This is a genomic window from Pseudomonas sp. ICMP22404 (assembly GCF_006227205.1).
Lineage (GTDB): Bacteria > Pseudomonadota > Gammaproteobacteria > Pseudomonadales > Pseudomonadaceae > Aquipseudomonas.
This window is the reverse complement of the sequence record NZ_VCNG01000013.1, coordinates 39,000-63,454: the sequence shown is the minus strand read 5'-3', so window position 1 is coordinate 63,454 and position 24,455 is coordinate 39,000. Positions and strand designations below refer to the sequence as shown.

The window sequence follows — 24,455 nt, the reverse complement described above, 5'->3', positions numbered from 1 at the left end:
CAAGTTTTTCAATCAAATCTTCCGCTGCCCAATGCAGAATCATGTCCCCTCCCCCCCATCCTTACAAAGGATGAGATCACTTGACAAAGAAGAGTCAAGAACATCGATTTCTCTATCGCTGAGTGCCATCAGGCCACCGTAGCCATCATAAGGAATGACCCAGTAAAAACGCTCGTTCTCTATCCAGTAAATCCCAAACACCTGTACAGGCTCTTCTCGCCCAATTTCTCGAATAATCATATCCACATCACTCAATAGTCCTACCTGGCTGCAGCACAGGGGGCAGCTGTTGCTGCGTAGTAATTTTCATATCGTATGCTTTACCGGTTACGGAGTTGTACTGGATGGTTATATTTTCTCCGCTAGGTAGACGGTGACTTACTTCCATTTTTCTCCATCCCTCACTCAAAAAAAAGGGGACAAAAAAAAGGGGACGGATTTATTTTTCACCACAAAATTAAATAAATCCGCCCCCTTTTCTACTCTTGCTCTAAATATATCCGCCCTCTTCGTCCTGAATTGCAGATCGAATTTTAAACCTGGCCTGCCCCGTTTCTGCTCTTTTTGCCCTAAACCCCTGTTACATTTCATGTACCATTTACAGAGTTCAAGTATCGCTCACAAACTTCTAGATAAGAGACCCCATTAGAATCGACATCATCCAGAATACAATTCCACACCTCTCCAAATCTAACCACCAACCATAAGCACATTTTCATTGAGGACCTAGAGTGACCAAGCTGAACTTCGATCATGGTTTCAGGACGCCCACCAAGCATGCACTCCCAATCAAGGATACTTTGCTCGCCATAAAACCCCTCGAATTGCTCATACTTAAGGAGCGCCAAATATAAGGTCGCCTCGCCATGACTAATCGTCCCACGAGTACGTTTTCCTGCATTGACAACCCCACCTATCCCTTTCAGAAAAGTAGCAAATTCGTCTTCCCCAATTTGAGCATTAGATAGAATTGCAGCTGAACCACTCATACTACAGCCCCCCTTTTTTCGCTCCCTTCTTTCGACTGCTTATCCTTTTATTGATCTCCAAGAGGCCAAAAGTTAAGCTTTTCAAAAAAGGACGGATTTATTTTCATCTCGGAAATTAAATACATTAAATAAACCCGTCGTTTTTTTATTCGCCCTCTAACCATTAAAATTTTACCACCCTCTCTTTTATGTAATCTTCTAAATAGCTCTCTAAGGGCTTTGCCGTTCCAAGAACATGAAGCTCACCAGAGTTTTTATCAATTAGAAATGGCGCATTCCCAGCTAGCTGAGCTGACAGTTCACCTGTCTCTAGAAACTCCTTTGACTGGTAGCAGAAATACCATCCCTCGGAAAACTCACCCTCATGAGTAATTTGCAAAGGAATTTCGGAATCCATTAGATAATTCTTTGCCAGAACTAAGGCGCCCGCATAGGTGATCATTAATTCGTCCTCAAAAGCTGCAGCGTTTTAAAATTACTTAAATTTGCTGACCTACCAGTCTGACCATCAAGAAACCTTACAGTACCATTCTGATTAATCACATTAAAAACATGTCCTGGCTGGCCTGGCCCATAAGATCCAAATACGATTCCCCGAGCGCCAGGCCCAGAGCCTACCATTTGCTGGACAATGGTTTCAGGCGCCGTCACAGCCCCAAACTTACCACCGAAGTTTTTTTCCAGCACACTCAATGGAACACCCTTCGTATGGTTGATCGGCAATGCAGACGCAGGATTTCCTGCCAGCGTTGCATCGGTGGCAATAGAGCAGTTCACACAATTATGAGTTCGACCTGCAGCTGGATAACCCGGATTAACATTCTTTATTGATCCCGAAAAAAGGGGACGGATTTATTTTTCACCACAAAATTAAATAAATCCGTCCCCTTTTTCTACCGCTTTCTGCTCGATGACGAAACGGTCGGTGCCACGACTTCAGCACTGGTTGATCCGCTGGCGCCAAGTCCACGGGATATGTTGTCCAGGGCAAATAACACCAGAGCCGTCGATTGGCTTCCATTACCCCAATCACTGGACGTCCGGGTAGACTAGACGTCTTATACCCGCCAAAAATCCATTTCATTTCAGGGATCGAATGAAAACCTATCTCGCTCTTCCTTTAGCAGTAACGCTCGCCTTTGCAATCACCGGTTGTGGAAGTCGCCAAGTGAGCGTCCAGCCCTCCTCCAAGCCGGTAATCCCGCTAGCATCAAATCAGCACCAAGCAAGCCTTACCTTTCGCACCCTTGGCGGCGCAGGTGATCATCCGGTCAGCTATTTCCTCGGCGCTGCCGACGCGAATGAGTACACCATGCCCTCCGCTGGCGAGCGCGTCTACGATGCCAACTACTTCAAACGCGTACCGGGCTATCTGAAGAAAATGGCAGGCGGTACGGACAGCATTGATACGTTGGTAACGGCCGAAAAACCCCTGAAAGTGAGTGCGTCGGTTAAGAGACAAATAGCCACCCTTAACGGCATTCCCATGCACTCCTTGTCGGCTACTCCATCACCCCACAGCCGGCTGCTCAGGTGTTCACACCAGAACCTCAAAAGAACTATCTGATTGAAACGGTTATCGCAGACGACTACGTCATGAAGGTCTATGAGCTCTCCTCTGCCGGTGAGCGAAAAGAGGTAAGCGTGACCGTTAACGCTGATAAATGACAAAGACAAAGCCTGTCGTCGAGTCACTGCCTACCCAACAATCAGGACGCTCATTGATGTATAGGAAATACGTAGCACTCACTTTTCTGTTGCTGAGCGGCTGCTCGCTGCATCCGCACACCAAGGATGACCTGTTGCGCTCTGGCGTAGCCAGCCCCGAGTATTGCTTGACGCAGGATCGGACGGTGGTCGTAGAACGGGTACAAGGGTATTTGAATCATTGCTACCACCCTCAAGTAACCAATCTCACGACGGGCGGAACACTCGTCAGCACCATCCAGTTGAAAGTTGACACCAACGCCGAAAGAAGCGACATGGTGCTTTGGGCGCCGACGATCTATGGCGACCAGTTCTATATGAACGTGATCGTCTCGGAAAAAAATCCCGTCTGCAAAACCACCCTAACCGCCGTTGCGTCCGGCTGGGGCTTTGGACGTAATTTTCCGAAGATATTGGAAAGCGCTAACGGTGGGGATCCTTGGTGTCCGTTTTAAATAGGCCAAGGTGGAAAAAGGAAATCCTCTCCTTTTCTCCCTGATTTTTTCACTCCAGGTCAGACCTTGGTCGATTGAGTGAAAGCCCAGGCAAACGCGACAGCTCCGATGACGGGACGAATCAAATCTGTTGTCGGAGCGCTGCCGGTAAACACTTGTAGGCTTGTAAAAGCGAATAAACCTATGGCAGCAAGAACACCCAACATCGAGACCCAGCGGAAATATCGTGGAAACATCAATCAATCCTTATATGTAAAAACCACAAAAGCGGAAAACAACTAAACAGGGGGTGGATTTATTTTCCACCTCGAAATCAAACAAATCCGCCCCTTTTGCTAGTCCCCTTTCCCCTAATTTTCGCCAGCTTTCTATTGTGGACCCCGCCACTATCAGGAGTGCTTCGACGTTCAGTTACCTGCACGCCAGTCGACCAACCCCTTAACATACCGCAGCTTATCCAATATAAAACCAGAAAAATCCATAGACAGCAATTTAAAGCCATCAACTTCAGAGCTAATTTCCACTACAGACCAACTATTTTTAGAATCAAAAGCATATAACACATCACTTGAATTACCCGCAAACACATACACACCATCATACCCATCTATCTCCCTACCAGATATAGAAGAATATTTTACCGGGCCATCATCTACATAAAACGCAGCATCTAGTTCACCAAAACCAAAATCCGCAAGAAACTCCAGGTAATCGACAGGCACACCTTTTCGGTCCGATTCGTCAACACCGCTCAGTATGGCATCAACGTTAGTTATACAGTCACCATAATCACCTTCATAAAGCTCAGCGGTCGTTATTGCATCTATAAGACTTCGTATTTCTACTGATTTCTTCATAGTTATCTACCAAATAATTTCTCTGCAGGACCTTGCGTTCTGTGGATGCCTCCCTGATGCTCTACACCTCGCATTGCAGGTGTAATGTTCCACCATTCAGCTTTACCACCAAATTTATTCTCTATTACATGATGAGCATCATAATTTCTGGTTTTAATACTGCCGTTTTTGTCAGTATAGGTTTCTTTTGGCCAGCTCTCACCAGTGTTTTTCTCCCACTCTTTTCGGAGGCTGGGCAGTTTCCTTTCAAAATCAATCCGATTCAACTCAACACCTTCTTTGGAGAGGCGCGAGTAGGCAAAAAAAGGGGGCAGATCTATTTTCACCTCAAGATTAAATAAATCCGCCCCCTTTTTCTTCACAAGTAATCTTTGTATTAACCGCCTTATTCCAATTTCATTTTTATACTCAGAATAATCCCAACCATACCCTTCCTCGCATTCCTCAACCAAAAACTCCACTTTCGCATCAAAGACATTAACGTCTCACCACCAAAACCTAGCCGGGTTAAAATATTCGAACAGATCTCAGAAGCACTTTCACTTTTCATAACTGTTCCCGGAAATACTTCAGTCGTGCAGCAGCGTCGCCGCTAGTTCTAAGGAAAGTATTTATTTTTCCATTCCGCATGACACCAAAATATCCAGTTGACGGCTCAAACCTCAGAATGGAACCATCAGCTCCGTAAAAAGGGACTGATTTATTTTTTACCTCAAAACTTAAATAGATCCGCCCCTTTCCCCTACGCCACCCTTAAAACTAATTCATTTATCATCTTCCGATCCGGATCACTCTTTGCAGCACGATTCAATACCGGAATCAGATAGTACAGCAGCAACTCTCGCCTAGCTGCATCGTCAGACAAAGCTTTTTCAATACAGCCAATCAGTGAAGCTATAGACATAATAGAGGCAAAACTTTCATACCCTCGATAACCTGAAAATGGTAATTTCTTGAAAAAATGGTCTGCCAGTTGATGCTGCTCAGTTTTCCCCCAAGACCGGTGCGGCAAGAGTACCATCGCTTCACCCCAATCATCGGAATCTAATGGATATGCTCCAATCAACCAGTCGGCGGCCTGAGCAGAGCTCATCTTTCTGAGTTCCTTACAAAGTGCTCGCTGTCGTGCGTCCATATCAAGCCTATTTGGGTTGCAACATTTTCTTAGCAAGCCATGTTTGGCGTTCAATGACGCTGGCGGTTTGTACGGCTATAAAAAAGGGGACGAAAAAAGTAGACGGATTTATTTTTACCTCAAAATTAAATAAATCCGTCCCCTTTTTCAGAAGTTTTACCCTCTACTCCTCGCGCCTAGTGCTTGAATTTCGTCTTTACACTTTCGCCTTGGTGATAACTCATAACAAATGAATGCCAGCCTTCACCCCGACGAACAGCATTTTCTTTTAGCTGCTCAACCAAATCGAAAATTAGAAAGCTATCAAAATCCGTTTCAGCATCAGTTGACTCTACGCCATTTTTCTTCACCGTCAACTCCGCCTCCATACAGCCAATTCCGACTTCAACCTCATAAATAAACGAGTCATACCCGCCGACAATACCCGAATCAATCAACTCAAATATTTGCTTTAGCAAATCAAAATCCTGGGTAACCATTATAAGAACTCCGGTGGGGCTTTTGCTTCATTTTTGAAAACCAATGTTTTTGTCTTACCATCTATCGTATATGTTAGCTGTATCGCATCAGGCCTTGCCGAGGCCGGATCAGTGCGCCTGAATTTTATCGTTGTTGGGCCAACCATTTTGGTAGGATCATTCAATGCTTCTTTAACTTTATTCTCATAAAAAACTTTATAGGCAGAGTTATTGAAATTTCTATCCTGAGGAAAGAGGTTGTATCCGTCACAGGTACCGCCCTGGCTGCATGCTTGCGCATGCCCACCGACATCTGTCTCACGCCCCTCTTTACCCGCAGCCGTTTGTCTGGAGTCCCTTGGAACCTTGACCTTACTGGGAGTAAACGTCAGCTCTTCAACCATACCTTTACTGTTCGTGACAAAAGAGTCGCCATTATCAAGCTCGTATCGCGTGTTAGGGCTCCGGACATTTGGATTGTTGAGTATCTCGTACGTCGGAGATCCTTTTACTGACTCGCCGGTGTTTACCTTTACGACGGCTTGGGATGACGTTGCGTTACTACCAGTGCCTGTTTTCGATTCATTAGGCGAAACAGATGACTGATCGCCTCTTGGCCCGGCCTCTACCCATCCCTTCGACGGCGTTTCCCCAAACTTCTTATCCCAATCAGGATCTATCGGCCCTCTTCCCAGCCCATCGGCACCGTCCGTTATACCATCCGAACGCCCTTTCCCTACAACACCAACAACCTTACCTGTCGCCGCACCCGCCGCATTCGTAACCGTCCCCAAGGCGATATTCAGTAGCGTCGTTGCGCCACGAACATACACATCTCCCTTCTGCTCATCCCGGCCCTGTTCGTAGCGAACCTTAAAGAGATTGTCGCTAACCTCCAGGTCATTCTTGTTCTTGCCGCTGAGCTCGCTGGCAATCGATTTCGATATCGAATCCTTGGCCGTAGCGATCTTGTCGCCAAACAGTTTGTTGACTACCACGTTGCCAGCCAGACCGACCGCCATCTTGCCGGGGCCCATAACGGCCTGAATTCCCAAGCCCAAGAGCTGCGCTTGCTCAACTGGAAGGCCATCCAGATAGGTTTGCAGCTTCGCTGTTTCTTGCAGCAACTTCCTGCCAGGGGTGTTTACCTGAACGTCGGTGACGTATCTGAACTTCAAGGTGCCATCCACGTCTTTGTAGATGGCAGCAGTACGCTGCTTGTCGCTAGGATCGCCCGGTGCACAGCCTCCTGTGACGTCGCAGGCCTCTTGCAGTTTGGCGAAGTCCGAGAATCGCTTCGCGAAACTCTGGATAACAGCGACGTCCTCGGACTTCAGATCCTTAATCTCGCCAGGATCCCGACCATTTCGAACGAGATTCTTCGCGATATTCAGCGCAGCCTCATCCCCCAACGCAGCTCGGGCCGAAGCAGGCACCTCCTCAATCGAAACCCTCTGCGCCTGGATGCTGTTCCAGGCTTGTTCAGCGGATCGAACCGGTCCCTGAATCAGCTCAAGGGCTTCTTTGTAGGCCTTCTGACTGTTCTCCGGATATTTTTCAATGCTGGTTTTCCAGGCATGCAGGGTGCCCGAAGCATCGCCCACCGCCTCCAGCGAAGACTTGGTCACATACAAATCAGTGCGCGACTCATCATCCTTGGTGATCTCGTAGGCCTTGCTCACATCCCGATTTAGCCCCGTGGTCGAATCAGCTCCGGTCCGGGCGTCATCACGCACCACAATCTCGCCAGCCCCCACCGTGGCCCTGACGATCTGCTCACGGTCTTTCTCATACTCCCAGCCGCTGACGCTCCAGCCGTTCTCTCCTTCCTTGCCCTTGCCGACCTGACTGGGGTCCTGGGTGGTTTCGCCGCTGCTGCCAGCGGAGTAACTGCCGCCGACGTTCAGGTAATAGCCGTGCTCCTTGTCCTTACCGGCAATGTCACTGAAATCCAGGGTCCCGGTGTCCAGTTTGAGGTTGCCGTTGTCGGCAGCAATCAAAGCACCGTCCAGTTGGGTATGATCTTCAGTGCGAATGTCGACCTTGTTTTTGCCGATGATGCTGGCTTGCTGCTCGACCCAATTAGTCTCACCGGTTGTCTTTCCATACCCCACCGATCCACTGACGCCAGCACCCGGCCCAAAGGTGGCTGTGACACTGAGGTCGAATTCCTTACCCTTGACTTTGCCGGTGTCGGGTGCCGAGGAGACATTCAGGTCGCCGCCAACGCGGCCAACGACTTCATCGCCACGCAACGTGGCGCCCGTGATGTTGGTGTCTTTGTCACTGTCGAAGCCCAGTCGGTTTCCGGCGTACAGGTAGGCTTCTTGCTGGCGCTTGCCTTCACGTTCCAGGTCGCCCTTGCCAATGTTCACACTGACGTAGACGCCGAAGCCTTGTGAGCCGAACGTCAGGCCCGCTTCACCACCGCCATTGTGGCGGTTGTTTTCGCTGTTGCTGTCGTTCTGCGCCGACCGGATGTTCAGGTCATTGCCGGCATCAAGCGCGATATCCCGCCCGGCCTTGGCCTGGGTTCCAACCAGATTGATGTCATGGCTGGCATCGACATTGAAGTCTCTACCGGCAGCGACCTGGGTCGGCGTCGAACTGCCGTAGACGCCATCCCCGGTGGCTAAGCCGTAGCTGCCACCCACGCCCAGCTTGAGGCCGCCACTGGTGCCACCATGAATACCGCTCCAGCTTTGGCGCTCGCTGCTTTCCTGGGTGACACTGCCCTTTGCCACGTCCAGCGTGACGTCGCGACCTTTGATGTTGATGTCACGTCCGGCCTGTAGCTGAGCGCCCTTGACGATGACATCGTTGCCAGCGTCCAGGGTAACGTCATTGCCCGCATCCAGCGTCGACGCTCGATTGGTCTGTTCGATAACCTGCTGGCTACTGGTTTGGGTGCTGTTGCCGAATTTGACGTCCGCCGTCGGGCCGTTGACGAACTGGGTGACGGCATCAATGCCCTTGAGGGTGCTGGAAGCCTTGCTGACTCCGTTCTCACCCTTCCCCGCGCCGCTGACCGCATCCCTGGTGCGGCCATAGTTGTGACTGAAAGACACGCCAAGCCCGTTACGACTGGCTTCGCGTTCCTGTTCAGTCAGTTGGGTTTCGCGCGCGGCATCGATGTTGATATTGCGACCAGCCGTGAGGTCGATATCACGCGTGGCGCGAAGGTCGGAACCGGTCTGGTTTATGTCGCGCAGGGCGTTGATGGCAACGTCCTGGCCCGCACTGATCCGACTGACGGCAGCTGTCTGCTGTTCGAGGCGATCCTTTTCCTTGACGCTATCGGTACCGGCGAAGAAGTTGATTCCATTGGCATCGCTGGAAACGCCTATACCCGACTGCTTCTCCTTGGACCATTGCTGCTCGGAGTTTTCGTTTCTCGCCGCGGCCACATTGACGTCACGTCCGGCATTAAGGCTGACGTTACGCCCGGCATCGATACCGCTGCCAATCAGATTGATATCGCGCTCTGCTTGCAGCATCGCGTCACGATCCGCCGTCACCTGACTGCCCACACTGGTACTGCTCTGCGCTATTCGCCCCGCCTCCTTGGCCGAAGCAAACGACAAGAACCCACCCGAAACCGAAAGCCCGGTTTTCTTCTTGTATTCCTCAGTACGGCTATAAGCAGTGTCGTTGGCAGAGACGAGATTGATATCGCCCTCTTTATTGACCAACCCCGCACGTAGCTCGACATCATTGCCAGCGGTGGTTTGGCTGGCCCGCACACGTAGATCGTTGCCGGCGGCCACCACCACATCGTTGCCTGCGTCCAGTTCACTGGCGACCTGAGACGCGGTGGTCTTCAGTTCGCTCTTGCCGCTTTTGGACAGGCCGAGGAAACCCGATTTGGTCTTCTTGCTGTAGGAACCGTGCTCTTCAACCCCCGATAGCACGGCGATATCACCCGTGCCCCCCAGCATCAGGTCACCCTGAGCCTTGAGCTGGCTGCCAACGACCGTTACATCGCGCCCACCATTGATGCTCATGCCACCATTGGCGTTTTTGCGGGTGTTGACGGTCAGGTCTTGTCCGGCCTCGACCACCGACGCGACATTGGTGCTGTCGTAACTTTCCCGCTGTTCGCTTTTGCTGCGGCCAAAGGAGCCTTTGCTTTTCTTCGAATAGAACTCGGCCGTTTCGTCCTTTGCCGACAAGAGATTGATGTCTCGACTGGCATCGAGGGCAACATTCCCGGCGCCTTTCAGGCGGCTGGCGACCAGGCTCAGGTCCTGCCCCGCTTGGACGCTTAGATTCCCGCCCGACTGGACAACCGAGGACTGCTGGCGAACAAGGTCGTTGCTGCTTTTGATTTTTTTGCTTTGCGAAGAACGGTGGCTTTCGTTGGCGGCGGACTCGATAGCGATATCTCGCCCGGCGCTCAGCGCCAAAGCGGTCTGGGCGATGAGGTTGCTTGCTACAACCCTCAGGTCCTGTCCGGCCGTTACGTTCAGATCACCGCCAGCCGTAACGCTGGAACCGTTCTGGGTGATGGTTTGATCCCGATATCGGTTACCCAACCGGTTGCTATCGGCCTGCTCGGCAGCCGTAATCTTCAGATCCCTGGCAGCGCGCAAGGTGGTGTCGTTACCGCTCTTCAGCGCGCCGCCCGCGTTGTTGAGATCGCGCCCGGTACCCACGCTCAGGTCATGACTCGCCTCGATCCGCGCCGCGCTGTCGACGAAATCCCGCTGCTCAGTCTTGTAGCCCGTGCTGCTGGCATGACGGGTGACAGTCCGCTCGTTGGTCACATCCCCCGCAAGCGCAACAACGCTGACATCCCGGCCAGAAATAACCCCACCCGCCCGGTTAGTCAGATCATTACTCGCCAACGCATCCAGCCGATTCCCCGCCTCCAGCAACCCACTGTTCACCAGGCTGTCGTTAGCCGTGGCAACCAGGTTATTGGACGCCCGCAACGTCCCGGCGTTGTTCAGGTTCTTACCGGCAATCAACGTGACGTCGCTGCCCTGGATCAACGCCCCATTCGGCGCCAGCCGATGGTTGGCGTTCGCCAGGTAAAGCACCGGCACCAGCACTTGCTGGCCGTTCACCGTCTGGTTTTCCATCCAGACGATGTCGTGGGTCAGCGCCGCGACCTGTTCGCCGGTCAGGCTTACGCCCAAGGACAGGTTGAGGGCGTCCTTGCTGGCGATGGCGTTGTTCATCAGGTACTTGAACATGCCTTCATCGGAGGTCTGGCCGTCGAGGAAACGCTGGCCGGTGCGGGCGATGACGGCTTGCTGAATCAGGCGTTGTTCGTAGAAGCCGTCGCCCAGGCGCTTGGCCGCATCGTCGGGGTCGTAACCCAGGTTGGACAGCAGGTAATCCGAGCTCATGAACCGGCGCATGTCGGTCAGCGTCGGGTTGGTTTCGATCAGGTATTTTTGCGGGTTGGCCTGGAACGAGCGGTCCGGCAGGCCGCGCACTTGGGTCAGGCCGCTGCCTTGGGTCGGAGTGCCGCTACCTTCGTTCAGGCGGAACAGGCCGTTCTGGCCGGTGGGCAGGTCGAAGCCGGGCAGGGTTACCGGGTTGACTTGCTGTTGGGCGAGGTCGGGTGAGAGCTGTTGGTTGACGGTGATGCGGGTTGAAAATTGCCCGTCGGCGCCCGTGTCGGTGCGCGGGCCGGCGCCGACGTAGTTGTAGCCGCCCCGGATGACACTGTTGTTGGCGTTGCTCTGGGTGCGGATATCGATTGCACCGCCGGACTGGATGATCGCGGCGTAGGTCTGGGTATCGTGGGACAGGGCCCGGCTGCTGCCGAATTGCAGTAGTTCGCGCTCGGTCGTGCCGATGAAACGGCTCATGTCAGCTTCCAGGCCGCCGAGGTTGGCAGGGTTGTAGCCGGGGCTCTGGAACCAGTACTTGTTGGTGAAATTATCGGCGAGGGTACGCCAGCCGCCAGGACTGCGCGTGCGCTCGGACACGAAGGTGCGCGAGGTTTCGGTGTCGTGGGTTTCGATGCCGATGTTGTTCAGGCTGACGAGGTTGGCGGTGAGGGCGCCGCCTGCGCCGATGGTACTGCTGCTATTGGTCAGGTCACCGGCCCGGATATTCAGGTTGCCGCCGGAGGTGATGCTGGAGGCCACGCTGGCGGCGGTGACCTCAAACTTGTCACGCTGGATGATCTGCCAGACGTGGTTTTCCTTGCCGCCGCTGCAATCCCCAGCGTTGACGCCTTCGATGCAGGCGACTTCCCTGATCGACGCGGTGTAGATGCCGGCGTCGTGGGTGGTCAATAGGGTTCGCACGTTTTCAATCGTGCTGGCGGCCAGGTTCATGTTGCCGTCGCTTTGCAGCGAACCCGAGCTGTTGACGATGCTGGAGGCCTTCGTGCCCAGGCCGTCACGGTCGATGCTCAGGTTGCCCAGGCTGTAGATGTCGGCGTTGAGGTTGGTCAGGCTGTCGACCTTCAGGGCCATGTCGGCACCGCTGAAGATCAGGCCGTTTTCGTTGTGCAGTGCACCGGTGCCAACGCTCAGCAACCCGGCGCTGCCCAGGGTGCCCTGGTTATTGATGCCCTGCGCCGTGACATTCATGCCCGCCGCCGAGGTCACGCGGCCGCGGTTGTTGAATACGCCGTCGGCATGCACCGTGGTATTCCCACCGCCGGCGACACTGGCGTTTTCCTCAAGATCGATCAGTGCGGCCTTGAGGCCCAAGGTGCCCAGGCTGCTCAAGCGGCCGTTACCCGCGTATTGGCCGGAGAGCTGGACATCGATCAAGCCGTCGCTGCCGATCAGGCCGTCGTTGCGCCAGTCGATACCGGTGCCGGTAAAGCTGTTGGCGCTGAGTAACTGGCCGGTCGCAGTCTGGGTCAGGTGCTTGACGTTGACGGTGAGGTGTTCGGCCTGGATCGAGGTGCTGTTGGTCCAGCGGTCAGCATCGAGCACGAGGGTGCCGTAGGTCACCAGGCTGCCGCCGACTGCGCCCAATTGCGTGAGGTTCAGGCCGAATGCGCCGGCACCGATGTGGCGCAGCTTGCCGCTCTGGTTGTTCAGGCTGCCGAGGGTGAAGCCGACGTCGTTACTGACGGTTTCCAGGGTGCCGTTGCTGTTGTCGAACAGGCCACCGATGGAGAACACGGTGGTGCTGTCGCGGCCCAGCGTGCGCAGCTGGCCGTTGTGATTGACGAGGCTGGCGGCGAGGACATCCAGGCTGTTGTCGCCTTCGATGATGCCTTGGGTATTGTTCAGAATACCGTTGAGGTTGAGATCGATCTGCCTGGCACTGATCTGGCCGTGGCTGTTGTCCAGGTTCAGGGCGTCGACCTTCACCTTGCCGCTGGCATAGAGGCCGCCGTTGCTGTTGTCGAAACGGGCGCTGCCGGTATCGAGCACGGCATCCCCAGCCTGCGCCGCGATGCGTCCGCCGTCGTTGAACAGCCCGGCGAGGGCTTCGAGGGTCAGGCCTTTCGCCTGGATCGTGCCGCCCTGGCCATTCAGGTCATGGCCGTTTTTCAGCACGCCGCTGACCTGCGCCTCCAGCGCAGCCTTGACGCTGGACAGCACACCGCCGCGGTTGTCCAGGTTGGTGGCGAAGACATTCAGGTTCGCGTCCTGGGCGATGATCGAGCCGGCCTGGTTATCGATATCGCCCGCAATGTCGACCTTCACCAATCCTTTGCCCTGCAGGGTGCCCTTGGCGTTGTCCAGGCTGGCGGCGGTCACCTTCAGCTCGGCGTTGCGGCTGGCAATCAGGCCATTGTTGCCGTTGTCGATTGCCCCTTTCGTGGCGGTCACGATCAGGTTGCCGTTGGCGGCGATGGTGCCCTTGTCGCGGTTGTTCAGGCTTGCCGCCTTGAGGGTCATCAGGCCTTGGGTCGACAGTTCGCCGCCCTGGTTGTTGACCGCGCCGGTCGCGGTGATATCCAGCTGCTTGCCGGTCATCACCAGGCCGGTGAGGTTGTCCAGGCTACCGAGCACCAGCGTCGCGGTGTTCAGGCTCGACAGTTCACCGGCGTTGTTATCCAACTGGCCCGCCATCACTTGCAAGACGTCCTGGCTATTGATCAGGCCGCCGCTGCCGTTGAGCACTTGATCGGCCTTAACGTTCACCTCGGTATTGCCCAGGATGCGGCCTTTGGCGCGGTTATCCACGACCTTGGCCGTGACGGTGGTCTTGCGCTGGCCGCTGAGCGTACCGCCCTGGTTGTTCAACGTATCGGTCGTGGTCACCGTCAGGTCGCGACTGGCAGCGACTGTTTTGCCGCTGTTGTTCAGTTGTTTGGCGGTGAGGGTGACGTCGCCGCTGGTATTGCGCGTGTTATCGGCGTTGACCCCAGCTTCGATGATCCCGTTGTTACGCAGGGTGCCGCCGCTGTCCAGGCGAATGCTGTCGCGGGCCACCAGGTTGTTCTGGCTCGTCAGGTCGCCCTGGGTTTTCACGGTCAACGCGGTGCCGGCGTAGACCGGTCTCTGGGCGTCGAGACTGGCGGCGTTGACGTTGACGGCACCGGCTGCAGCGGTCTGGGCCAGGCTCAAATGCCCATTGGCATCGAGCTGGATGTCGCCACCGCTGGCGATCAGTTTGCCGTCCAGCTTCACCCCGACGCCGGCCTCGGTGCCCACCAGCTTGATCGCCCCGGCGTACATGCCGCCCAGGGCCGAGGAGTCGATGGCCAGTTGCGGCTTGGCGCTGCCGTCGTCGGCCCGGGCGGTGGCGTTGAGGGTGGATGCGTCGACGTCGTTGCGGCCGGCGACGATGGTCAGGTTCCTGGCCTGGATCTCGGCGTTGATCCTGGCGCTGCGGGTGATGATTTCGAAGCGGTCGACGTTGTTGGCGTTGAGGCCCGCGCCTTCGACGGTGACGCTGCCCTGGTCGACCTGGTAGCTCCGGAGTTGGCCGTTTTCAATGACTGGTTTGCCGGTGGTCAGGGTCGCCTGCGGAGTGTTGATGAAACCGCAACCATTACAGGTGATGCCATAGGGGTTGGCGACGATGACGTGGGCCGACTGCCCCGCCACTTCGGTGTAGCCGCGCAACTGGCTGGGGCTGCCACCGTTGACTTCGTTGAGAATGACCCGGGCCGCCGTCCCCTTCAGATTAGGGTTGCCGAGGATGATCCCGCCCAACTGCGTGGATTGAGCCGGGTTGGTGGCGTTATTGAGAATGACGCCGTTGCTGCCGACGTTGTAGTCCTTGAACTGGTTGTGGGACAGACCGCTGCCGTTGGGCTTGGCGATGTTGACGATGGGCACGCCGTTGCCCGCCTGGCCGAGGCTGGTGCCCGGCGCACTGACGACGATGCCGTCGGCCTGGGCCCACATCGGTTGCCAGAACATGACGTTGGCCAACAGGAACGCCAGGCCGCGCTTGGGCATGCCCCAGAACAGTTCTCGGGTTTTCAGGGCGGCAGAAGGTTGGCGGGCCAGCAAGGCGTATTGGCGGTCGTCCATGATCAGGTCTCGTTGCTACAGCATTTAAAAGGGCAGAATTTAAAAAAGAGCTTCCACGCGGAAATAGATCGGCGCTTCGCGCTCGGTCAGGGCAGCCGGACGTTCCAGGGAGTGGGCGAAGGTGACGCTGGCGCTCAGGTGCTCGCCGCGGGCGAACAACTCCACTGAGTTGCTCGACATGCGCCCGCTCGGTTCCTTGTTGTAGTGATTGCCGCGTATCACGCCCTGGTCATAACCGAGGCTGGTGCCGTATTCGGCAAACACCGGACGCAGCCACTCCAGGGTCACCGGGCGGCTCCAGCGCAGGTCGTTGCGCCAATAGCCACCGCTGTCGCCAGCCAACGACTGGTCCTTGTAACCCCGAATCGAGGACTCCCCGCCCAGGCTTATGCGTTGCGGCGCGAACAGCGCATCCTCGCTGCGCTGGCCGGTCATCAGGCTGCTGAAGCTGAGGGACTCGCCCCATAGCTGGAAGGGTTGCAGGTAGCTGACGGTGGCGGTGTATTTGCGGTAGCGCGCATTCGGCAGTCCGCGGCCCGGGTCATGGTCGCCCTGGGCATCGAACGCGCCGATGCCTTGCTGCATGCCCAGGTCCAGGTTGACGAAGGCACTGCCGACCCGACGGCCGTGGTTGATACCGAACTGCGCCTCACTGATGCGATTGCTGCTATCGCTGAGCTTGCTGTCTTCGATGAAGTTATTGCTGCGCAGATACGCCAACCCGGTGTTGAGGGAGGTCTTGCTCATGGCATCGCGATGGATGACACGCTCGACCCGCAACTGATGGTTCTGGCTGTCGCCGCTCTGCTTGAAGTTGAAACCGTTGGCCGCGATCTGTGAGCGGTACTCGCTCTGGCTGTAGGTGTAGCTGATGTTCCACCAACCAAACGGCAGGTTGTAATAGAGCATGGCGTTGCGGGAGGTGTGCTGGTGATCGCTCATCGCGTCATGACCGCCGCGCAGCATCAATTGATCGGCCAGGCCCAGTGGACTGTCCCACTCGAAGCGGGTGCCCCACTGCTGCTCGCCGGTGCTGCGCTGGCCGTCGTTGCTGCGGGACAGCCCGGCGCGCCAGGGCTTTTGCGGGGTATTCTTGACCAGCACTTCACTGCCGCCGACGTTCTGGCCGGGGGTCAGCTCCATCTGCGCCTGGTTCGACGGCAGGCGGTTGAGCTGGTCCACCATCTGCTCGATTTCTCGCAGGTTGACCAGCTCGCCGGTCTTGCCGGGAAACGCCATAGCCAGTTCACGCTCCGACAGTTGGCTGTTCTCGGCACCTTTCAGGCCTTCGAGCCGGCCTTCGACCACCAGCACTTGGAGGTGACCGCTGGAGAGATCTTGCTGCGGCAGGTAGGCACGACTGGTGACCAGGCCTTTTTCGATGTAATGGTCGGTGATGACCTTGAGCAGTTCATTGAGCTGGGGCACGCCCAGGCATTGGCCGATGTAGGGCTCAAGCAGCCGCTCGCGCTCACGGGCCGAGAGGCTGTCGGCGCCCTTGAGTTCGATGGTCTTGATGGGGAAGCAACGGGTATCGGCCGGCGCGGTCGGCTGGGTCGGTTTCGCCTCCTGGCCGGGCAAGTCCTTGAGCTCTTCCAGACGGCGGCGCTGCTCTTCGAGCAAACGGTTCTGGCGCTCGCGGATCAGGTCGGTTTCACCAGGAGTCGGGGCGGCGAGAGCCAGGGTAAGCGGAGACAGGCACAGCAAAGCCAGGCACAACCTCGCCCAATGGGCGGGTGAGAACATGTTCGATCCCTCGATACGGAAATGACAGCACGCTCGCGAGCTGACTGAAGACAGGTCTCCAGTGCTGTTTTCGAAGGTGCCAGGCGCTCAAGGCTGCCTCGAAAACCGCTCACGCTGCTGATACGCAAAACCACGCGCATACCAGACTGTGCATATCGCTTTCGGTTCAAGGGGGAGGGAATTTTCTGTTAAAAAAAGAGACGTGTCTCACAAGACGCGTCGTTAACCTCGACTGTAGCGGAGCCCCGCAAAGCATGGCTGCCGGCAGCCCAGCGGGAGCAAGCTCCCTCACCACGGAGTCGTCGGCCTGTCCCAGAGCGAGATCAGGCACCACCGAACCTGTGGGAGCCAAGCTTGCTCGCGATGGCGTCTGTACATTCAATAGAGATGTTGACTGACACACCGTCATCGCGAGCAAGCTCGGCTCCCACAAGAAATCCAGGGCGACACATGGATTTTCGTTCACACAGATCGCTGTGGGAGCTGAGCTTGCTCGCGATGGCGTCTGTACATTCAACAGAGATGTGACTGACACACCGTCATCGCGAGCAGGCTCGCTCCCACAAGGGATCCAGGGCGTCACACGGATTTTCATTCACAACAGATTGCTGTGGGAGCTGAGCTTGCTCGCGATGGCGCCGGTACATTCAATAGAGATGTTGACTGACACACCGTCATCGCGAGCAGGCTCGCTCCCACAGGGAATTTCGGCAGGTCTGTACCAGGGAACGGTCATGACGAGAGATCGCATGAACTTTTCTTCACCCTACGCACACATTTGATTCGGTAAAGTCCCCTCGCTCATTCAAGAAACTAAGGTTTTAGCCCGCTCTCCCGCGGGCTTTTTTTTGCCCGCGATTCAGGCGCAGGACTGTGGATCAGCCAGCCCAGGCAAGCCTTCCGTATCCTGCAATGAAGCCTTGGTCGCTACCGGCTGTTCCAAGGCCACACGCCCATAGAAAGCCAACGCCATCAGCAAACAACTCAACCAGACGAAGATCCCTGCCCAAAATGTATGGGACATGTAGTGCCATCCCTGCAGGACTCGCGTTGTGCCATAGACAAACCCCAAGCCCAGGGCGCCATACATCAGCGCTTTCGAGTATCGCCAGCGGTAGCGGCGTGCGACGAAGTACAGCGCCAGCATGGTAAAGCCACCGGAAGCATGACCGCCGGGCCAGCAGCGACCGTCGCCGGCGACCTTCAGCAGGTCGAAGTTCTGGTACCACTCCTTGTGCTCGATCTTGCCCGCGTATTGGGTGGTTTCTACCGGGCAATACACGCTGGTATGTCCCTTGAGGTAATGGATTACCCCGGTACTGAGGGAAAATGCAAAGACCACATAGAGGAAATCACGACGGTGCTTGTAGGCAAAACGTAGCGGCGCGGCCAGCCGGGTTTTCTCCAGGAAACGCAGCAGTCCAGGGCGCTTCTCCGGCTTGAAGATCGGCCAGAGAAACGACAACAGCGCACCGATGATGGCCGCCTCGCCGGTCCAGTTCGGAATGATCCTGGCCCATTTGTGGGTAATTTTTTCGAACAGCTTTACGTGTTCCAGGGGGAACAGCTGGTGCACGGGGTCATAGAACAGATCGCTGAAAGCAATGTCGATGCGGGTCATGTCGAACAGCAAGAACACCACGGCAGCGCAAACCAGGGGAATTCCGAGATTGAGCCCGTAGAAACGGGAGCGAGCAGACGTCAGCATGGGCTGTCCTAATCGTGGGAAAAGTTACTTAAATGTCACCGAACGCCAGTCAGACGCTTCGATAAAACCGATTAACCGAGGCGCCTGTGGCTCAGCTGTGGAAACAAACAGCGACGCACCATAGCCAAACGTCGAGGTCGGTAGCTTGAGCGAGGTTTCCAATGCCTGCATGCATTCGCTATGGGTCACCAGGATCAGGTTGTGCCCGGCTACCTTGTGGGCCAAGGCATTGCGCAACAGGTCACGCCGGCAATTGATCAGCCAATCGTCGCCAGCACTCACCTTGTTGAACATGTACCCCGCCGTCTGGGCCGTGCGGGTGGCCGGACTGTTGTAGATGTCGGTGTTGTCCAGGCCCAGGTGCTCGAACTGGGCACCAAGACCTACCGCGACGGCACGGGCCCGGTCAGTGATGCCAGCGGGATCGTTCAGACACTCAGCCTTGGAGTGATCGCAGCGCTCGACATGGCGCACCAGCACAATCACCTCCCCCTTGGCCCAGCCTTCGGCCAAGGTCCGGGCGCCGGCGACATTGCCATGGGCCAGGTCCGGCAACGCCGCCGGGCTCAGCAACCAGAGAGCCAATGGAATCACCAGCAATGCCGAGGCCAGGACGACGATGGCGTTTCGGTAGCGGGCAAACCGGCGGGGCTCGATCGAGCGCGTCAAGCCGAAAAAACTCAGTCTCAGTTCCACATCAAGCCGCCCCGACGGCATCCACCCCAGTCATTCAATGGCGTGACAGTAGAGACGGTGGCGTAGGCAGCTAGTGAAATGGATGTGAAAAAAAGCTTGGTACACGCGCCTGAAAATTCGGTGAATAGCTGGGTACCGGGGAAAAATCTTTCAGATATCAAGCCGGTGGCCGATACAGGCCTGCTCCCTATTTTGCTGGCTTAACAACAACAAACTTCCAGCCAACCGACGATCAAGCAGCACAACGTTCCTGGAGGAATTTGATGAATAGCTGGTTTGGCAACATTAGCGTCAATATGAAACTGGGCCTGGGCTTCGGCCTGGTGCTGCTCCTGACCTGCATCCTGGCCATGACCGGTTGGAACAGCCTGGGCGGGCTGATCGACCGCAGTAACTGGATGAGTGACATCACCCAGCTCAACGCCGGGCTGACCAAACTTCGGGTCACTCGCTTGCAATACATGCTGACCAACGGCGACGAGACGGCCGCACAGAATGTGCAAACCACCCTCGATGGCTTCGTGGCGCAACAGAACGCGCTGCTGAGCAGCTTCAAGAGCCCGGAAAACGTCAAGCTGCTCAAGGAGCAGAGCGCGACCATCGGCGCCTATCAGGCGTCCCTGAACAAAATGCGCAGCGCCTACCGCACCGGCAATACCGCCCGGGACGCCATGGGTGCCAACGCCGAAACCGCCTATAAACTGATCGAAGTGATCGGTACCGATGTAGCGCAAATGGCCCCGGGCGATGAACGCTTCGAACAGTTCCAGGCGATCACCCAGGCGAAGCAGGCGTTCATGCTGGCTCGCTATGAAGTTCGTGGCTACACCGCCAACAGCAACGCCGATACGGAGCAGAAAGCCGTCGGCCAGTTGGACGCCGCCATCGCTTCGCTCAAACCGCTGAACCAACATTTCACCAGCACCCGTCAGGCTGAACTGCGCCAGCTTGAAAACGCCTTGACGCAATATCGCAGCGCCTTGCAGGCCTTCAAGTCGGCCACTGCCGACGCCGTGCAGGCGCGCAAGGAGATGACCGATCAGGGCGCGACCATCGTCAACCTGAGCGACCAGCTGTATCAGATCCAGCTCGACCGCCGCGACGCCGAAAGCGCCCAGGCCCGCACGCTGCAACTGATCAGTACGTTGCTCGCCTTGCTGGTGGGCATCATTGCCGCTGTGATCATCACGCGACAGATTACCCGGCCGCTGAGCGAAACCCTGGCCGTGGTCGAACGCATTGCCAGCGGCGATCTGTCCCATAACATCATCGTCACCCGCCGCGATGAACTGGGCGTGCTGCAGCAGGGCATCGCTCGCATGGGCGTGACGTTGCGCGATCTCATCAGTGGCATCCGCGATGGCGTGACCCAGATCGCCAGCGCCGCCGAAGAGTTGTCCGCCGTCACCGAGCAGACCAGCGCCGGGGTCAACAACCAGAAAGTCGAGACCGATCAGGTCGCGACCGCCATGCACGAAATGACTGCCACCGTGCAGGAAGTGGCCCGCAACGCCGAGGAAGCTTCCCATGCCGCGGCCGCGGCGGACGGCGAAGCCCGCGCCGGCGATCAGGTGGTCAGCGAAGCCATCGCCCAGATCGAACGCCTCGCCAGCGAAGTGGTACGTTCCACCGACGCCATGACCGTGTTGCAACAGGAAAGTGACAAGATCGGCAGCGTCATGGACGTGATCAAGGCCGTGGCCGAACAGACCAACCTGCTGGCCCTCAACGCAGCGATCGAAGCGGCGCGCGCGGGTGAAGCCGGTCGCGGTTTTGCGGTCGTCGCCGACGAAGTCCGTGGCCTGGCCCAACGCACGCAGAAATCCACCGAGGAAATCGAAGGCCTGGTGGCCGGCCTGCAGAACGGCACCCAGCAAGTGGCGGCCGTGATGAACAACAGCCGCAGCCTCACCGACAGCAGCGTGGCCCTGACCCGCAAGGCCGGGGCGTCACTGGAGAATATCACCCGCACGGTGTCGAACATCCAGGCGATGAACCAGCAGATCGCCGCCGCGGCCGAGCAGCAAAGCGCCGTGGCCGAGGAAATCAGCCGCAGCATCATCAACGTGCGCGACGTATCCGAACAGACCGCCGCCGCCAGCGAAGAAACCGCTGCCTCCAGCGTTGAACTGGCGCGACTGGGCAATCAGTTGCAGATGATGGTCAGCCACTTCAGGGTTTGACCATGAAAAACGCCCGTTTCCGGTGGGAGACGGGCGTTCTTGTGAGGCATGACTCAAGCGTTCCAGGGGTTGATAGTTTCAATTCCTGAGAATTCGAAATCTCTGGTATTTCGAGTTGCAACCAGCGCCCCATGAGTCCGACAAATAGCGGCAATTTGCGCATCGGCCATACCGGCAGCCCTTCCCCTGGCCTCACATGACGCAACGAGGGTTGCATACTCAAGCGCTGCATGGGCATCAAAGGGCAGAATCCTGCCGGCAAAATCCTCTTCGAACATTGCCATTGCATGGGATTCAAGCTTTTGCTTGCGTTTGCCAAAGGGTAGCCGGGCGATGCCATGAAGAATCTCCGCTACCGTAATAGCGCAAATGACCAGATCCATCGCCAACCAGCAGTAACCTCTCGACCGTCCCTGCGGTCAACCAACCCGCACAACGCATCGACATTTCGTACATATCTTCCCTTTCAGTCCTACCCTCTTTTTCTGCACGCTCCTGTACGGTTTTCCCCTGGATAAGCACCTTCAGTGCGAACAGGAGATGGACCACACATGGACGCAAGCAACGACTCGCTGTTGCACAGACTCGTCGCCTTCCCCAACGGCGAGGACACCGTAAAAGCCAGCTTCAGAACCGCCGTGCAGCGCATGGGCTTGAAGTCGGTCTTCGACATCGTGCGCATGGGCAAGGCGCCGTTCGCCCTTGTATTCGCCAAGTATTGCGACGTGGATGCCGGACAGGTCTATGACAACGCTGCCAGCTATGCCAGGCAAATCAGCCGCCTGTACCAGGAACATCGCGTCTCGTCCGGGAGGGATGCCCAGCGACGTGTCCGACGCAGCCTGGGTTCGGACTCGACGTCAGCGTCCGCCGGTTATCAGGCACTCTTTGAAGAAAATTGGGATCAGTTCTGCAACGAAGGCGATATCGGCGCAATCGATTCGCCCGTGGCGTATCTGCGGGCTCTGTATCTGTTTGCCAGGCAACTGGAGCAGCTACCGGCGGTGCCGGCGCAATCCGCCAGGATCACTCTGGAGGAGCGACGCCCAGACCTCAAGAAGCTGACCCTCGATCAACAGAGTGCCTTCGCTACGCGTCCGATGCTCGACCTCATCAATGACACCCTGCGCAGCAACATCGAGGCGTACCTGGAAGATGAAGGCAAGGGCAGGACAGTCCAGCAGGCGCTGGCCAGCGAGCGCTATCCCTTTTCGCTGCCCTACAACCTGCACCATCACCAGTGTCTGCTCGGGTTGGGGGCAGGCAAACCCGCACTGGGCGAGCTGAACTATCGGATCAGCCTGCAATTGCCGTTTTCACCAGGCAACTCAACCTACGGCAGCCTAACGACGTCCCACCTCGACGCGCAAATACTGCTGTCCGGACTCAGTCCGGAACAACAGAACCTGCTGCTCGCGCCAATTGCGTCGATCTCCAAGTCAGATCCACTGAAGAAGAGCTACGGTACCCGAAACATAACGAACCTGGGCCAGCTGGAGTTTTTCAAGGAGCGCACCGGGCTGACGACGGAGCAGGTGGAACAGCTGCTGGCGCAAGGCAGCTACAGCCCTCGGTCCTCAATCAATAGCCCAGACGCCAGGCAGACCGGCTATGGCGCCAGCTACATCAACGGGCCGGAACAGACTTCCGTCCTGAGTATTGAAACCCAAGGGGAGATGCGGGTCTTCACCCACCACTCCCATGAGCGTTTCGACCGTATCCAGCGAATGATCCGCCTGCATCGCTGGACCGGTATCCCCGTTGCCGAACTGGATACGCTGATCGTCAATGCCCAGCGATCCGAAGGGACTGACGCACTCAACGCCAACACGTTGCGCACACTTGGCGTCTATCGCTACCTGAATCAACGCCATGGCATTGCTCCTGAAGAGTTTGCCTCTTTGCTACACGACATGCCGGTTGACGCTTGCGGCGACCGCATGCCGTTGTTCGATCAAGTGTTCAATCGCACCCGACTGCTTGAAAGCCCCGTATGGCAGCTCCCCCTGAGCCCAATGACCGCCACAGACCGGCAGACCCTCAGCTACCTGAGCGCAGGTCTCGGACTTCCCATGACCCAGGATTCGCTGCTGTTGCTTGTGGGACAGAGCGAGAAGTACCTCGGCTCGCCGAAACACGACTTGCCCACAGTCTCTTCTCTCTACCGCCAGGCCCGTATCGCCCGGACGCTGGGCCTGTCGCCTCTCGAATGCACCGAGCTGGCCCGGTTATTGGGAGGGGACGACTTCTGCAAGGCACTGGTAACCGGACGATTGCAAACCTCGGAGTCCGCAGGGGCGGACATTCTCGACGTGTTGATGGCACTGGATTGGGCCGTCGGCTGGCTCAGGCAAAACGAGCTTGATGTACTGCAGTGGTGTCGCCTGTTCGATGAACCGGAAACGAGCTTGTCGCTCAATCAGAATCTGGAGACACGCCTGGCGAAACTGCAAGCGGACGCCAACCACGACCCACAGCATCTGATTGAAACCCTGCTGCATGACGTTACCGACCTTGGCGCCGAATACGTCCCTTGCGTCATGCAGCTGGCTGGCACCGATGCGCTGGCGGTCGTCGCCGCGATCAAGGCCGCCCCGGGCATCATGCCCCCTGTGCTGGCAACAGTACTTCGCACCGCCGAGGCTTGCCAGCGTCTGCACTTGGGCAGCAGCACGCTGAAAGCCTTGATGGAGAACCCGACATGGCTTGCCTCGAACACCTCCAAAACCCTCACACCCCATACGCTGTATCTGCTCGAGCGCTTCAGTCATTGCGCCCGTCATCAGGCGCAGTCGGAAGAGAACCTGCTGCACTACCTGCAAGTTGCCAATCAGGATGGGCGGCACTCGGAAAAAGAGATCAATAACCTGCTGGCCAACCTCCTGAACTGGAGCACCGAGGAAGTGAGTCGTCTGACGGCGCAGTTGGAGCCAGCACAGGCGAACTCAATGGAAGCGGTGGATTGGATCATGCGCTGCCAGGCGTGCTGCGTCAGCACAGGACTGTCGGCAGACCTGTTGCTCCAGGCAACCTCACTGAAAACCCAAAGTCCCGTATCGGACTGGAAAGCCGTTGGCGCAGCACTGATCGCGGCCTGCCATTGACCGG

Annotated in this window: 16 protein-coding genes and 1 pseudogene; 4 read left to right on the top strand and 13 right to left on the bottom strand. The window is 56.7% G+C overall.

All coding sequences use genetic code 11. From position 1 onward, the window contains the following. Window positions 1-39: 39 nt before the first annotated feature. The 4 genes from FGE05_RS21540 to FGE05_RS30470 all read right to left on the bottom strand — a co-directional run bounded on the left by FGE05_RS21540 (window position 40) and on the right by FGE05_RS30470 (window position 1,766). A complete protein-coding gene (locus FGE05_RS21540) occupies window positions 40-255 on the bottom strand; it encodes a hypothetical protein (RefSeq protein WP_257225694.1) in 216 nt (71 codons plus the stop codon). Window positions 256-587: 332 nt separating this feature from the next. Continuing rightward, window positions 588-989, bottom strand: a complete 402-nt coding sequence (locus FGE05_RS21530; RefSeq protein ID WP_139648099.1) for a hypothetical protein — start codon at window positions 987-989, stop codon at window positions 588-590. 163 nt (window positions 990-1,152) lie between these two features. Continuing rightward, window positions 1,153-1,431 carry a YrhB domain-containing protein gene (locus FGE05_RS21525; protein WP_139648097.1) on the bottom strand — a complete coding sequence of 93 codons (279 nt, stop codon included), beginning with the start codon at window positions 1,429-1,431 and terminating at the stop codon, window positions 1,153-1,155. Continuing rightward, window positions 1,431-1,766 (bottom strand): toxin glutamine deamidase domain-containing protein, encoded by a 336-nt coding sequence (locus FGE05_RS30470; protein ID WP_218938879.1) that lies wholly within the window; start codon window positions 1,764-1,766, stop codon window positions 1,431-1,433. The genes FGE05_RS21525 and FGE05_RS30470 overlap by 1 nt, the downstream gene beginning before the upstream one ends. 319 nt (window positions 1,767-2,085) lie before the next feature. Between FGE05_RS30470 and FGE05_RS21515 the strand changes: the two genes are divergently transcribed. Further along, a complete protein-coding gene (locus tag FGE05_RS21515) occupies window positions 2,086-2,556 on the top strand; it encodes a hypothetical protein (RefSeq protein WP_257225693.1) in 471 nt (156 codons plus the stop codon). Window positions 2,557-2,713: 157 nt separating this feature from the next. Further along, window positions 2,714-3,151, top strand: a complete 438-nt coding sequence (locus tag FGE05_RS21510; protein ID WP_053194353.1) for a hypothetical protein — start codon at window positions 2,714-2,716, stop codon at window positions 3,149-3,151. Between the two features lie 407 nt (window positions 3,152-3,558). On the opposite strand, the gene FGE05_RS21505 is transcribed toward FGE05_RS21510, so the two are convergent. The 8 genes from FGE05_RS21505 to FGE05_RS21470 form a co-directional block, all read right to left on the bottom strand. After that, window positions 3,559-4,008, bottom strand: a complete 450-nt coding sequence (locus tag FGE05_RS21505; RefSeq protein WP_139648095.1) for an SMI1/KNR4 family protein — start codon at window positions 4,006-4,008, stop codon at window positions 3,559-3,561. Between the two features lie 2 nt (window positions 4,009-4,010). Then, window positions 4,011-4,469 carry a hypothetical protein gene (locus FGE05_RS21500; RefSeq protein ID WP_218938878.1) on the bottom strand — a complete coding sequence of 153 codons (459 nt, stop codon included), beginning with the start codon at window positions 4,467-4,469 and terminating at the stop codon, window positions 4,011-4,013. Window positions 4,470-4,750: 281 nt separating this feature from the next. Next, on the bottom strand, window positions 4,751-5,101 hold the full coding sequence (locus tag FGE05_RS21495; RefSeq protein WP_257225692.1) for a hypothetical protein: 351 nt from the start codon (window positions 5,099-5,101) through the stop codon (window positions 4,751-4,753). Window positions 5,102-5,319: 218 nt separating this feature from the next. Beyond that, entirely contained in the window at window positions 5,320-5,622 is a 303-nt protein-coding gene (locus tag FGE05_RS21490; RefSeq protein WP_139648091.1) for a hypothetical protein, read from the bottom strand. Then, on the bottom strand, window positions 5,622-15,014 hold the full coding sequence (locus FGE05_RS21485; protein WP_139648089.1) for a hemagglutinin repeat-containing protein: 9,393 nt from the start codon (window positions 15,012-15,014) through the stop codon (window positions 5,622-5,624). Before FGE05_RS21485 ends, FGE05_RS21490 begins: the two co-directional genes overlap by 1 nt. Window positions 15,015-15,053: 39 nt before the next feature. Beyond that, window positions 15,054-16,760, bottom strand: a complete 1,707-nt coding sequence (locus FGE05_RS21480; RefSeq protein ID WP_139648087.1) for a ShlB/FhaC/HecB family hemolysin secretion/activation protein — start codon at window positions 16,758-16,760, stop codon at window positions 15,054-15,056. An 859-nt stretch (window positions 16,761-17,619) separates the two neighbouring features. Then, a complete protein-coding gene (locus tag FGE05_RS21475; protein WP_139648085.1) occupies window positions 17,620-18,468 on the bottom strand; it encodes a phosphatase PAP2 family protein in 849 nt (282 codons plus the stop codon). Between the two features lie 24 nt (window positions 18,469-18,492). Next, a complete protein-coding gene (locus FGE05_RS21470) occupies window positions 18,493-19,164 on the bottom strand; it encodes a histidine phosphatase family protein (protein WP_139648083.1) in 672 nt (223 codons plus the stop codon). A 263-nt stretch (window positions 19,165-19,427) separates the two neighbouring features. Between FGE05_RS21470 and FGE05_RS21465 the strand changes: the two genes are divergently transcribed. Beyond that, a complete protein-coding gene (locus FGE05_RS21465) occupies window positions 19,428-21,347 on the top strand; it encodes a methyl-accepting chemotaxis protein (RefSeq protein WP_139648080.1) in 1,920 nt (639 codons plus the stop codon). A gap of 53 nt (window positions 21,348-21,400) precedes the next feature. Here FGE05_RS21465 and FGE05_RS21460 read toward each other — a convergent pair. Beyond that, window positions 21,401-21,733, bottom strand: a pseudogene (locus tag FGE05_RS21460) (type II toxin-antitoxin system VapC family toxin); the annotation flags it as partial. A gap of 165 nt (window positions 21,734-21,898) precedes the next feature. Between FGE05_RS21460 and FGE05_RS21455 the strand changes: the two are divergent. Continuing rightward, on the top strand, window positions 21,899-24,451 hold the full coding sequence (locus FGE05_RS21455) for a Tc toxin subunit A (RefSeq protein WP_139648077.1): 2,553 nt from the start codon (window positions 21,899-21,901) through the stop codon (window positions 24,449-24,451). Window positions 24,452-24,455: the final 4 nt, after the last annotated feature.

Coding starts and splice junctions, on each gene's coding strand:
- FGE05_RS21530 (WP_139648099.1), bottom strand. CDS start 989: ATGAGTGGTTCAGCTGCAATTCTATCTAATGCTCAAATTGGGGAAGAC.
- FGE05_RS21515 (WP_257225693.1), top strand. CDS start 2,086: ATGAAAACCTATCTCGCTCTTCCTTTAGCAGTAACGCTCGCCTTTGCA.
- FGE05_RS21475 (WP_139648085.1), bottom strand. CDS start 18,468: ATGCTGACGTCTGCTCGCTCCCGTTTCTACGGGCTCAATCTCGGAATT.
- FGE05_RS21455 (WP_139648077.1), top strand. CDS start 21,899: ATGGACGCAAGCAACGACTCGCTGTTGCACAGACTCGTCGCCTTCCCC.
- FGE05_RS21485 (WP_139648089.1), bottom strand. CDS start 15,014: ATGGACGACCGCCAATACGCCTTGCTGGCCCGCCAACCTTCTGCCGCC.
- FGE05_RS21510 (WP_053194353.1), top strand. CDS start 2,714: ATGTATAGGAAATACGTAGCACTCACTTTTCTGTTGCTGAGCGGCTGC.
- FGE05_RS21490 (WP_139648091.1), bottom strand. CDS start 5,622: ATGGTTACCCAGGATTTTGATTTGCTAAAGCAAATATTTGAGTTGATT.
- FGE05_RS21465 (WP_139648080.1), top strand. CDS start 19,428: ATGAATAGCTGGTTTGGCAACATTAGCGTCAATATGAAACTGGGCCTG.
- FGE05_RS21480 (WP_139648087.1), bottom strand. CDS start 16,760: ATGTTCTCACCCGCCCATTGGGCGAGGTTGTGCCTGGCTTTGCTGTGC.
- FGE05_RS21495 (WP_257225692.1), bottom strand. CDS start 5,101: ATGAGCTCTGCTCAGGCCGCCGACTGGTTGATTGGAGCATATCCATTA.
- FGE05_RS21525 (WP_139648097.1), bottom strand. CDS start 1,431: ATGATCACCTATGCGGGCGCCTTAGTTCTGGCAAAGAATTATCTAATG.
- FGE05_RS21505 (WP_139648095.1), bottom strand. CDS start 4,008: ATGAAGAAATCAGTAGAAATACGAAGTCTTATAGATGCAATAACGACC.